Origin of the sequence: Pseudonocardia sp. SID8383, from assembly GCF_009864975.1 — a bacterium.
In the GTDB taxonomy this organism is placed as follows: Bacteria; Actinomycetota; Actinomycetes; order Mycobacteriales; family Pseudonocardiaceae; genus Pseudonocardia; species Pseudonocardia alni.
The window spans coordinates 1-11402 of record NZ_WWFY01001209.1; the positions used below are offsets into that span (position 1 = coordinate 1).

Sequence of the window (11402 nt, forward strand, 5' to 3'; positions counted from 1 at the left end):
GCTCCGGGCGCGGTGGCGGGGGCACGGAGCCGTCGCCGCCGTCGCCCGCCGCGTCGGGGTCCAGTGCCGCGGCCAGGCCGCGGACCGTCGGGTGCTCGTACAGGTCGCGCACCGCGGGGGAGCGGCCGACGCCGCGCTCGCGCAGCAGGGTCACCAGCCGCGCGGCGAGCAGCGAGTGCCCGCCGAGCTCGTCGAAGAAGTCGGCGGTGACCGAGACCTGGCCGGCGTCGAGCGCCAGCACCTCGGCGAGCACCGCCCGGACCCCGGTCTCCAGCTCCGTCGACGGCTCGACGTGCGGGCCGTGGGTCACCACGATCCGCGGCCCGGACGGGGCCGGCAGCTTCGGCCGGTCGACCTTGCCGCTGGGCATCATCGGCAGCGCGTCGAGCACCTCGAGGTAGCCCGGCACCATGTACTCGGGCAGCCGGGTCCGCAGCAGCTCGTGCAGCGCCGCCCGGTCCACCGGCCCGCCCGGCCCGGCGGCCGGGACGACGTAGACGGTGAGCTCCTCGCCCGTGCCGTCGTCGGTCCTCGCGACCGCGGCCACGGCGCTCTCCACGTCGGCGTGCTCCAGGGCGACGGTCTCGATCTCGCCCAGGTCGACGCGGTGCCCGCGGATCTTGACCTCGTCGTCGGCACGGCCCAGGTAGACGATCTCTCCGTGCTCGTCGAACCGGGCGAGGTCACCGGTGCGGTAGAGCCGCCCGTCGCCGTCAGCCGGCGCCGCGGGGTGGCGGACGAACCGGTCCGCGGTCTTCTCCGGCAGGTTGACGTAGCCGATGCCGACCCCGGGGCCGCCGATGCAGAGCTCGCCGACCTCGCCGCGGGGGACCTCGCGCAGGGTGTCGTCGAGGATCACCGCGGAGTAGGTCGGCACCGGGCGCCCGATCGTGACCGGCTTCCCCGGGTGCAGCTCGCCCCAGGTGCAGGTCACGGTGGTCTCGGTGGGGCCGTAGGTGTTGAGCATCCGCCGCCCGGGGCGCGCCCAGCGCTCCACCAGGCCGGCCGGGCAGGCCTCGCCGCCGACGAGCAGGGTGCGCAGCGCGGGCAGCTCCCGCGGGATCGTCGCCAGCAGGGTCGGCACGCAGCACAGCACGGTGACGCCGGTGCCGGCGAGGAAGTCGCCCAGCTCCGCGCCGATCCGGCGCGAGTCCGTCGGCCCGACGACGAGCGTCGCCCCGGCCGCGAAGGTCGGCCAGATCTCCTCGATCGAGAAGTCGAAGGAGATCGTCATGCCCTGGTAGACGCGGTCGTGCGGGCGGACGTCGTAGACGCGGGTGATGACGTGCACGAAGTTGCAGATGCTCGGGTGGGCGATCGCGACGCCCTTGGGTCGCCCGCTGGAGCCCGAGGTGTAGATGATGTAGGCCAGCGGCGCCGGGTCCGGGTCGGGGGCGACCGGGGCGAGCGGGTGACGGGGGAGCGCGGCGACGGCGTCGACGCAGGTGTCGAGCAGCACCAGCCCGGGCGTGGGCAGCTCGCCCGCCAGGTCCGAGGTGGTGACCAGCAGGTCCAGCCCGGCGTCGTCGCGGATGTAGCCGACCCGGTCCGCCGGGGCGGCCGGGTCGATCGGGACGAATGCGGCGCCGGTCTTGCCGATCGCCAGCAGCACCGCGTAGGTCCGCCAGGTCCGGTGCAGCAGGATCCCGACGCGCCGGCCCGGGCCCGCGCCGAGCCCGGCCAGGTGGCGGGCGAGCTGGTTCGCGCGCGCGTCCAGCTCGGCGTAGGTCAGCTCCAGGCCGCCGTCCTGCAGCGCGACCGCCCGTGGTGTCCGGGCGACCGTGGCCTCGAAGAACCGGTACAGGCGGTCCGGGTGTCGCGCGGGCGCACCGGCCGGGGCCGGGCGCGCCACGGCGACCCCCGCGCGGGGCGGGGACATCGTCACGTGCCGTCATCTCCCTACACGGCGACGGAACGCTTCCTCCGGTCCAGCGGGGGAGCACCCTGTGGGTTCAGGGGTACGGACCGGTGAGGCCGCCGTGGTCCCCCGTGACATCGCCACGGGGGAGGGGGCCTGTTACGGCGAGCGAGTAAGCGATAGGTGCTCAGTTTTACGGAGTGTGGCCGCTCACAGGTGGTGCTGCCCCAGCCGGGGCCTCCGGGTCCTCCGTCCGGCTCAGTCAGGCGACGGCGAGCGTGCGGCGGAGGAAGTCCACCTGTGCGGTCACGGACCGCTCGAACATCGCGCCGAGGTAGATGTCGAAGTGCCCGCACGGCAGCTCCAGCACCTCCGAGCCCGCCCCGGCCCGCGCGGCCACCGCGCGCACCGACGCGGGTGGCGCGATCGAGTCCCGCGCCGCGACGACGACGAGGATCGGCGCCCGCAGTCGCGCCGCCGCCGTCACCGGGCGGTTCAGCGGGATCCGCAGCGCGCCCCGGGCCCGCATGGTGTTGCGGAACCCGGGCCCGGTGATCGAGGAGTAGCCGCTCTCGGCGTCGTGCGAGGTGATCGCCGCGGTCGACCCGGGCGGTCCGAACACCGCGATCCGGTGCGGCGGGCGTCCGAGCAGCCCGGCGGCGGCGTCGCGCAGCCCGTGCCCGGTGAGGCGGGCCAGCTGCCCGGGTCCGGCGTAGCGCAGGATCTCCAGCAGCGCGGCGGTCCCGTCCATCGCCGCACCCTGGGAGATCACCGCGGCGACCCGGCCGTCGCGGGCGGCGACCGGGACGACGTGCCCGCCGGAGTACGAGCTGCCCCACAGCACGATCCGCTCGGGGTCGACGCCGGGCAGCGTGTGGGCGTGCGCGATCGCGGCGTGGTAGTCGGCGCGGTGCCTGCCGTGGTGGACGTCCTGGTCCAGGCGGGGATCGCCGGTGCCGTCCGAGGCGCCGAACCCGCGGTAGTCGAACACGAGCACCGCGCAGCCCGCAGCGGCGAAACGCTGCGCGAAGGGCAGCAGCCCGGAGTCGCGGGTGGCGCCGAAGCCGTGCGCCATGACCACGCAGGGGCGGCCGCGGTCGTTCGCGAGCGCGTCGCCGACCGGGGCGAGGTGCCAGGCCGCACAGCGCAGCCCGCCGCTCGGGAACGACGTCTCGGCGGGGGTGACGGTCATCGTCGGCTCCTGCGGTGCGCGGGCGGGGCGGCGTCATCCTGCCGCACCCCCGCGGCGGGCCGCAGGGTCAGGCCCCGGTCGGGCCGAACTGCTCGATCCGGATCGCGTGGTCGGGGACCCCGGCGGCGGCGAGCAGATCGGCCGCGGCGGCGGCGAAGGCGGGGGAGCCGCACACGAACGCGGTCTCCCCGCCGCGGACGAGCGGGGCCAGGTCGTCGAGGGTGAGCCGGCCCGCCGGGCGGACCGCGCCGGGTGGGGCGGTCCGGGTGAACACCGTGGTGACCGGGGGCCCGGTGAGCTCCTCGCCGTAGAACAGGTCGTCGGGGGTGCGGACCGAGACCAGCATCCGGACCAGGTCGGGACGGCCGGTGGCGCGGGCGTGGCGCAGCATCGCGGCCAGCGGGACCTGGCCGGAGCCACCGCCGACCAGCAGCGCGGGGGAGACCCCGTCCCAGGCGAACCAGCCGCCGACCGGGCCGCGGACCTCCAGCACGTCCCCGACGACGACGACGTCGTGCAGGAACTCCGACACCTCACCGTCGTCGAGACGTTCGACGGTCAGCGCGATCTCCGGCCGCCCGTCGGGAGCGGAGGCCACCGAGTAGCTGCGCTGTGCGGTGTAGCCGTCCTCGGCGGTCAGGCGCAGCACGTAGTACTGGCCCGGCAGGTGCGTGGCGGGCTCGGCCAGGCCGAGCCGGAACGTCCGCACCCCCGGGGCCTCGTCGTGCACCGACAGCACGGTCGCGGTCTGCCAGCGCAGGGTCCGGCGAGGGGTGGTGGCCGGGGTGGTGTCCACGGTCAGTCGCCCTGGAAGCGCTGCTCGGACCACGGGTCGCCGCGGTCGTGGTAGCCGTTGCGCTCCCAGAAACCGGGCTCGTCCTCGGCGGTCAGGCGCAGACCGGCGACCCACTTCGCGCTCTTCCAGAAGTACAGGTGCGGCACGAGCAGCCGCGCCGGGCCGCCGTGCTCGCGGGTCAGCGGCGCACCCTGCGCCTCGAACGCCAGCCACGCCCGGCCGCCGGTGAGGTCGGACAGTGGCATGTTGGTGGTGTATCCCGAGTGCGAGTGCGCGACGGCGAACCGTGCCTCCGGCAGCGGCCCCGCGGTCTCCAGCAGCGTGTCGACCGCGACCCCGCTCCAGCGCATCCCGAACTTCGACCAGGTGGTGACGCAGTGGATGTCGCCGTCCCAGCGTTCGCGGGGCAGGGCGCGGATCTCGTCCCAGGTCCACTCGACCGGGCGCTCGACGAGGCCGTCGATGCGGAAGGTCCAGCGGGCGGTGTCCAGGGTGGGGGCGCGCTCGGCGGTCAGCACCGGCCACTGGTCACCGGCGTCGTACTGGCCGGGTGGCAGCCGCCGGTCCCGCGGCCTGCGCCTGACGAATCCTCGGGTCACGGGGGGCATGCCGATCACAATGCACCCCCACCCCCGGTTGTTCCCACCCGTCTCAGGTCACGAGGTAGGCGTCGTAGGCGACCGCGTCGGCGGTGCGGACCGCGGAGCCGACGAGCACCGCGGTGTTGAGCCAGGCCAGGTCCGGGTCGGCGGTCCGGGCGTCGACGACGACCCGGAAGTAGTAGCGGGCCGGGTCGACGGGCTCCCCGGCGAGCAGCGCGTCGAGGACCGGGGCCGGACCGGTGCGGTAGCCCGCCGTGGCCAGCTGCAACAGGTGCCCCGACCGCAGCGCCACGGTGTAGCGGGTGTCGATCACGGCGGTGCCGTCGTCGAGCACCCGCTGGCGGTCGGCCCCGCCGCGGAGCACCTCGCCGTGCAGGCCCTCGCCGTCGCGGCCGGGTCCGGAGACCGTGCCGCCCACGATGGGGATCTCCCGCTCCCGGCCGAACGGGGTCCGGCCGACCTCCAGCGGCGGGTCGAGCAGGACGTGGACGCGGGCGACCGGGGTCAGCCCGGGGACGGCGGGTGCGGGTCCGGGAGTCGACACGGCCCCAGACTGGCGTCCGGGGCCGCCCGGGGCTACCCGTGAGGACTACCGGCGGGGAACCGCCGGGTGTACGCCGCGAGACCCCCGGACGGTCCCGTTGCGCCAGTCGGGTGCATCACAGGCCGTGCGCGCCTCGCCACAGCGCATGCCCCCGGCGGCACCGGCTCACTAGACTCCGCTGCACTTCGGTGGCGTCGACGACGGCGCCATCCGGCGGGCAACGAGGCCGCCCCGCGGGCCGGTGAGGAGAACAGAGCGGATGACGGACAGTGACCGCAGCGCGGTCGACCGCGCAGCCGGTCCGGAGGGCTCTGCCGTGGACGGTCCGGTGGAGCCGGAGGAGCTGGTCCTGGCCGGCGGCTTCGACCCGGTCACCCGTGACCAGTGGCTCGCCGCCGCGGACGCGGTGGTGCGCAAGTCGGGCCGGATCGGCGAGGACGCCGAGCTCGGGGCCGGGGTCGAGACCCTGACCCGCACCTCACCCGACGGCATCCGTGTCGCGCCGCTCTACGCCGACGAGGACACCACCGACCTGCCGCCCACCGGCGTGCCGGGGTCGTGGCCGTTCACCCGCGGCGCCCGCACCGACGGGCACGTACCCGACGGCTGGGACATCCGCCAGCGCCACGCCGGCACCGATCCGGCGGCCGTCCGCGAGGCCGTGCTGGCCGACCTGGAGTGCGGCGTCACCTCGGTGTGGCTGCGCGTGGGCGAGGGCGGCGTCGCCGTCGCCGACCTGGCCCGCGCCCTGGAGGGCGTGCACCTGGACCTGGCCGGGGTCGCCCTGGACGCCGGGACCGAGCAGGTCGCCGCCGCGCACGCCTACCTGGACCTGGCCGCGCGCAACGGCGTCGAGGACGCCGAGCTGCTCGGCTCGCTGGGCGTGGACCCGATCGGGCTGCGCGCCCGCGCGGGGTCCGGCCCGGACGTCGACTCGGTCGTCGAGGTCGCCCGCCGCGTCCACGGCACCTTCGACAAGGTCACCGCGATCACCGTCGACGCGACCGTGATCCGCGAGGCGGGCGGCTCCGACGCCCAGGAGCTGGGCTGGTCCCTGGCCGCGGGCGTCGCCTACCTGCGGGCGCTCGACGCGGCCGGGATCGCCGTCGCCGACGCGGCGCGGCTGCTCGAGTTCCGCTACGCCGCCACCCCCGAGCAGTTCCCGACGATCGCCGCCCTGCGCGCCGGGCGGCGACTGTGGGCCCGGGTGCTGGAGGCCTCCGGCGTCACCGACGTGCCGCAGACCCAGCACGCCACCGTCCCCGAGGCGCTGTTCACCCGCCGCGACCCGTGGGTCAACATGCTCCGCGGCACCGTCGCCGGGTTCGCCGCGGGAGTCGGCGGGGCCGACGCGGTCACCGTGCCGCCCTTCGACGCCGCCCTCGGCGTCGCCGAGCCGTTCTCCCGCCGCATCGCCCGCAACACCCAGAACCTGCTCGTGGAGGAATCGCACCTGGCGCGGGTCATCGACCCGGGCGGCGGCTCCTGGTACGTCGAGCACCTCACCGACGACCTCGCCCGGCCGGCCTGGGAGTTCTTCGTCGAGATCGAGGCCGCGGGCGGCGCCGTCGCCGCCCTCGACTCCGGCCTGGTCGCCGAGCGGGTCGGCGAGGTCCGCGCCCGCCGCGAGGCCGACGTCGCGAAGCGGAGGACGCCGCTCACCGGCGTCTCGGAGTTCCCCGACCTGAACGAGAAGCCGGTCGAGCGCACCCCGCTGCCGCCGGCCGTCGAGCGTGGGGGACTTCCGCTCTACCGCCCCGCCGAGGCCTACGAGGCCCACCGGGACCGCTCCGACGCGCTGCTGGGCGAGACGGGCACGCGCCCCACCGCCTTCCTCGCCACCCTCGGCCCGCTCGCGGTCTACACCGCCCGCGCCGGGTTCACCCGCAACCTGCTGGCCGCCGGCGGCGTCGACACCGTCGACGCCGGCCCGACCGACTCCACCGCCGACGTCGTCGACGCCTACGGCAAGGACGGGACGCCGGTCGTGGTGCTCTGCTCCTCGGACACGGTCTACGACGAGCGCGCCGCCGAGACCGCCGCCGCGCTGCGCGAGGCCGGTGCCGCGCGCATCCTGCTCGCGGGGAAGCCGAAGGACGAGGTGCCCGGCGTCGACGGCCACCTGTTCGCCGGCTGCGACGCCCTCGCCGTCCTCGACGACGTGTACACCCACCTGGAGGGCTCGAAGTGAGCATTCCCGACTTCACCGGCGTGCCGCTGCTGGGCGACACCACCCCCGCGACCACCTGGACCGGCTCCGCCGACGTCTGGGAGGCGCCGGAGGGGATCGGCGTCAAGCCGGTCTACACCGCCGACGACCTCGCCGGCGTCGACTTCCTGCACACCTACCCGGGCATCACCCCGTACCTGCGCGGGCCGTACCCGACGATGTACACCAACCAGCCGTGGACGGTGCGCCAGTACGCCGGGTTCTCCACCGCCGCGGAGTCGAACGCGTTCTACCGGCGCAACCTCGCCGCCGGGCAGAAGGGCCTGTCGATCGCGTTCGACCTGGCCACCCACCGCGGCTACGACTCCGACCACCCGCGCGTCGCCGGCGACGTCGGCATGGCCGGGGTCGCGATCGACTCCATCCTCGACATGCGCCAGCTCTTCGACGGCATCCCGCTGGACAAGATGTCGGTGTCGATGACGATGAACGGCGCCGTGCTCCCGGTGCTCGCGCTCTACATCGTCGCCGCCGAGGAACAGGGCGTGAGCCCGGAGAAGCTGACCGGAACCATTCAGAACGACATTCTGAAGGAGTTCATGGTCCGCAACACCTACATCTACCCGCCGCAGCCGTCGATGCAGATCATCTCCGACATCTTCGGCTTCACCAGCCGCGAGATGCCGAAGTTCAACTCGATCTCCATCTCCGGGTACCACATCCAGGAGGCGGGGGCGACCAACGACCTGGAGCTCGCCTACACCCTCGCCGACGGCGTGGAGTACCTGCGGGCAGGTGTCGACGCCGGGCTGGACATCGACAAGTTCGCCCCGCGGCTGAGCTTCTTCTGGGCGATCGGCATGAACTTCTTCATGGAGGTCGCCAAGATGCGGGCCGCACGCCTGCTCTGGTCCAAGCTCGTGAACCGGTTCGAGCCGCAGAACGCCAAGTCGCTGAGCCTGCGTACGCACTCGCAGACCTCCGGCTGGTCGCTGACCGCGCAGGACGTCTACAACAACGTCGTCCGCACCTGTGTCGAGGCGATGGCCGCCACCCAGGGCCACACCCAGTCGCTGCACACCAACGCCCTCGACGAGGCCCTCGCACTGCCGACGGACTTCTCCGCGCGGATCGCGCGCAACACCCAGCTGCTGCTGCAGCAGGAGTCGGGCACCACGAACGTCGTCGACCCGTGGGGCGGCTCGTACTACGTGGAGAAGCTCACCTACGACCTCGCGAAGCGGGCGTGGGCGCACATCGACGAGGTCGAGAAGGCCGGCGGCATGGCCCAGGCCATCGACGCCGGCATCCCCAAGATGCGCGTCGAGGAGGCCGCGGCCCGCACCCAGGCCCGGATCGACTCGGGCCGCCAGCCGGTGATCGGCGTCAACAAGTACGTCGTCGAGGCCGACGAGCAGATCGACGTGCTCAAGGTCGACAACGCGAACGTGCGCCGCGAGCAGCTCGAGAAGCTCGCCCGGCTCCGCGCCGAGCGCGACGACCGCGCCGTCGACGAGGCTCTGCGCGCGCTCACCGGCGCCGCGGAGAAGATCGCCGAGGGCTCGTCGCGCTCCGACGACGAGAACCTGCTCCAGCTGGCCGTGAACGCGGCCCGCGACCAGGCCACGGTCGGGGAGATCTCCGACGCACTCGAGAAGGTCTTCGGGCGCCACGCCGGACAGATCCGCATCATCTCCGGTGTGTACTCCGCCGAGGCCGGGCAGAACCCGGCGATCGACCGCGCCCGCGAGCTCGTCTCCGAGTTCGCCGGCCACGAGGGCCGCCAACCCCGCATCCTGGTCGCGAAGATGGGCCAGGACGGCCACGACCGCGGCCAGAAGGTCATCTCGACCGCGTTCGCCGACATCGGCTTCGACGTCGACGTCGGGCCGCTGTTCCAGACCCCGGCCGAGGTCGCGAAGCAGGCCGCCGAGTCCGACGTGCACGTGATCGGCGCCAGCTCGCTGGCCGCCGGGCACCTCACGCTGGTCCCGGAGCTGCGCCGCGAGCTCGCCGAGCTGGGGCGCGACGACATCATGGTCGTCGTCGGCGGGGTCATCCCGCCCGCGGACGTGCCGGAGCTGCTGGAGATGGGCGCGGCCGCGGTGTTCCCGCCCGGCACGGTCATCGCCGAGGCCGCGGTCGACCTGCTCGGCAAGCTGGCCGCCGCGCTCGGTCACGACGAGCCGGACACGTCCGCCCCCGGCAGCGTCTACGCCGACTGAGCCACCGCCGCCGTCACGGTGGCTCGTCATCGTGCCGCCGTCGCCGCGCCCGGTGCGCCCACCCGCGCACCGGGCGCGGTGCCGACCCGCAAGGAGAGTCCCGCCGATGGCCCCTCGCGTCCCCGACCCCGCGGAGCTCGCCCGCGGGGTCCTGGCCGGCGACCGCACCCTGCTCGCCCGGGCGATCACCCTGGTCGAGTCCAGCAGGCCCGACCACCAGCGGGCCGCCCAGGAGCTGCTCCTGGAGCTGACCCCGAAGGCCGGGCACGCGGTGCGGGTCGGCATCTCGGGGGTACCCGGGGTCGGGAAGTCGACATTCATCGAGGCGATGGGCTCCACGCTCACCGCCCGCGGCCACCGGGTGGCGGTCCTCGCCGTCGACCCGTCGTCCACCCGTACCCGCGGGTCCATCCTGGGTGACAAGACCCGGATGCCGCGCCTGGCCGTCGACCCGCACGCGTTCGTGCGGCCGTCGCCGTCGGCGGGCACGCTCGGCGGGGTCGCCCGCCGCACCCGGGAGACGATGGTCGTCATGGAGGCCGCCGGGTTCGACGTCGTCCTCGTCGAGACCGTCGGGGTCGGCCAGTCCGAGACCGCCGTCGCCGGGATGGTCGACACCTTCCTGTTCCTCACCATCGCCCGCACCGGCGACGCGCTGCAGGGGATCAAGAAGGGCATCCTGGAGCTCGCCGACGTCGTCGCCGTGAACAAGGCCGACGGCCCGCACGAGCGCGACGCCCGCGCCGCGGCCCGCGAGCTCGCCGGCGCGCTGCACATGATGACCCCCACCTCGGCGCACTGGCGCACCCCGGTGCTGTCCTGCTCCGCGCAGACCGGGAAGGGCCTGGACACCGTGTGGGAGAAGGTCACCGCCCACCGCGAGGCCCTCGACAAGGGCGGTGAGCTCGCGACCCGGCGCGCCGACCAGCAGGTCGAGTGGATGTGGCAGATGGTGCGCGACCGGCTCATGGACCGGGTGCTGCACGACCCGGCGACGGCCGAGCGGCTCCCGAAGCTCACCGCCGAGGTCCGCGACGGCGGGCTCACCCCCACCCTCGCCGCCCAGCAGATCCTCGACGTCCTGGGCTGAACCACCCGTTTCGGTCCCCGGGCGCACCCCGGACGATCGCTAACGTCGGCGACCGTGAACGACCGGATCATCCCCGGGGTGCTCGCGATCGGGCTCGGGTCGGCGCTGGTGCTCGCCGTGCTCGTCCCGGCCGTCGCGCTGACCTACCGCCGCCGCGGTCGCTTCGGGCCCGGCGAGCTGGCCGTGCTCGTCGCCGTCCCGGTGTACGGGCTGGCGGTCCTCGGCTACACCCTGCTCCCGCTGCCCCAGGTCGACGCGGCGTTCTGCGCCGGGCGCACCGCGGCGGACTCGCTGCAGACCCGGCCGTTCGCCTTCGTCGGCGACGTCACCCGGATCGCCGCCCGCCAGGACTCGACCGGGGTGCGGGCCTGGCTCGCGAACGCCGCGGTGCAGCAGGTGGTGCTCAACGTGGCGCTGTTCGCGCCGCTGGGCTGGTTCCTGCGCGGGGTGTTCCGCCGCTCGCTACCGGTCACCGTGGCCGCCGGGCTCGCGGTGTCCCTGCTCGTCGAGGCCACCCAGTACACCGGCAACTGGTTCCTGTTCCCGTGCGCCTACCGGCTCGCCGACGTCGACGACCTGATCGCTAACACCGCGGGCGCGTTGCTCGGCGGTCTCGCCGCCGCCCTGGTGCGGCCCCGCTCGTGGGACGCGGGCGCCGACCCCGACCGGCCGGCCCCGGTGACGGCCGGGCGCCGGCTGCTCGGAGCCCTCTGCGACCTGGCGGCGGTCTGGGTGACCGGGTCCCTGCTCGGCTCGCTGCTGCTCGCCGGGACCGCGCTCACCGGGTACACCGGCGGGCCACTGCCCGACTGGTTCGACACCGCGAACACCGTCCTCGGGTTCTGGCTGCCGCTGCTGGTGTTCCTGGTGGTGCCCCTGGTGGGGCGCGGCGGCACCGTCGGCCAGCGGGCGGTGCGGCTGCGGC

At 74.7% G+C, this 11402-nt stretch carries 9 protein-coding genes; 4 read left to right on the forward strand and 5 right to left on the reverse strand.

Annotated elements, in window-relative coordinates; genetic code table 11:
• The 5 genes from GTW08_RS29480 to GTW08_RS29500 form a co-directional block, all read right to left on the reverse strand.
• Nucleotides 1-1879: non-ribosomal peptide synthetase (locus GTW08_RS29480; RefSeq protein WP_161152835.1), on the reverse strand; the 1879-nt coding region annotated here is incomplete at its 3' end.
• 241 nt (nt 1880-2120) lie between these two features.
• The gene (locus GTW08_RS29485; RefSeq protein ID WP_073574922.1) at nt 2121-3050 is read right to left on the reverse strand and encodes an alpha/beta hydrolase; all 930 of its coding nucleotides are present in this window, start codon (nt 3048-3050) and stop codon (nt 2121-2123) included.
• Nucleotides 3051-3117: 67 nt separating this feature from the next.
• Nucleotides 3118-3846 carry an FAD-binding oxidoreductase gene (locus tag GTW08_RS29490; protein ID WP_100877794.1) on the reverse strand — a complete coding sequence of 243 codons (729 nt, stop codon included), beginning with the start codon at nt 3844-3846 and terminating at the stop codon, nt 3118-3120.
• Between the two features lie 2 nt (nt 3847-3848).
• Complete coding sequence (locus GTW08_RS29495; RefSeq protein WP_073575345.1) at nt 3849-4454, reverse strand: sulfite oxidase-like oxidoreductase; 606 nt, start codon at nt 4452-4454, stop codon at nt 3849-3851.
• Between the two features lie 43 nt (nt 4455-4497).
• Complete coding sequence (locus tag GTW08_RS29500) at nt 4498-4992, reverse strand: DUF3237 domain-containing protein (protein WP_073574920.1); 495 nt, start codon at nt 4990-4992, stop codon at nt 4498-4500.
• Between the two features lie 259 nt (nt 4993-5251).
• Here GTW08_RS29500 and GTW08_RS29505 point away from each other — a divergent pair, with 259 nt between their 5' ends.
• The 4 genes from GTW08_RS29505 to GTW08_RS29520 form a co-directional block, all read left to right on the forward strand.
• Nucleotides 5252-7183, forward strand: a complete 1932-nt coding sequence (locus tag GTW08_RS29505) for a methylmalonyl-CoA mutase family protein (protein ID WP_083658297.1) — start codon at nt 5252-5254, stop codon at nt 7181-7183.
• Nucleotides 7180-9387, forward strand: coding sequence for a methylmalonyl-CoA mutase (scpA, locus tag GTW08_RS29510; RefSeq protein ID WP_161152833.1), 2208 nt, complete (start codon nt 7180-7182; stop codon nt 9385-9387). Before GTW08_RS29505 ends, scpA begins: the two co-directional genes overlap by 4 nt.
• Nucleotides 9388-9493: 106 nt before the next feature.
• Nucleotides 9494-10477 carry a methylmalonyl Co-A mutase-associated GTPase MeaB gene (gene meaB / locus GTW08_RS29515; protein WP_073574919.1) on the forward strand — a complete coding sequence of 328 codons (984 nt, stop codon included), beginning with the start codon at nt 9494-9496 and terminating at the stop codon, nt 10475-10477.
• A 54-nt stretch (nt 10478-10531) separates the two neighbouring features.
• A partial coding sequence (locus GTW08_RS29520) for a VanZ family protein (RefSeq protein ID WP_161152834.1) occupies nt 10532-11402 on the forward strand: 871 nt, incomplete at its 3' end.

Excerpts from the sequence above, each read along its gene's own strand:
- GTW08_RS29485 (WP_073574922.1), bottom strand. The coding sequence starts at position 3,050 with ATGACCGTCACCCCCGCCGAGACGTCGTTCCCGAGCGGCGGGCTGCGC.
- GTW08_RS29495 (WP_073575345.1), bottom strand. The coding sequence starts at position 4,454 with ATGCCCCCCGTGACCCGAGGATTCGTCAGGCGCAGGCCGCGGGACCGG.
- GTW08_RS29505 (WP_083658297.1), top strand. The coding sequence starts at position 5,252 with ATGACGGACAGTGACCGCAGCGCGGTCGACCGCGCAGCCGGTCCGGAG.
- meaB (WP_073574919.1), top strand. The coding sequence starts at position 9,494 with ATGGCCCCTCGCGTCCCCGACCCCGCGGAGCTCGCCCGCGGGGTCCTG.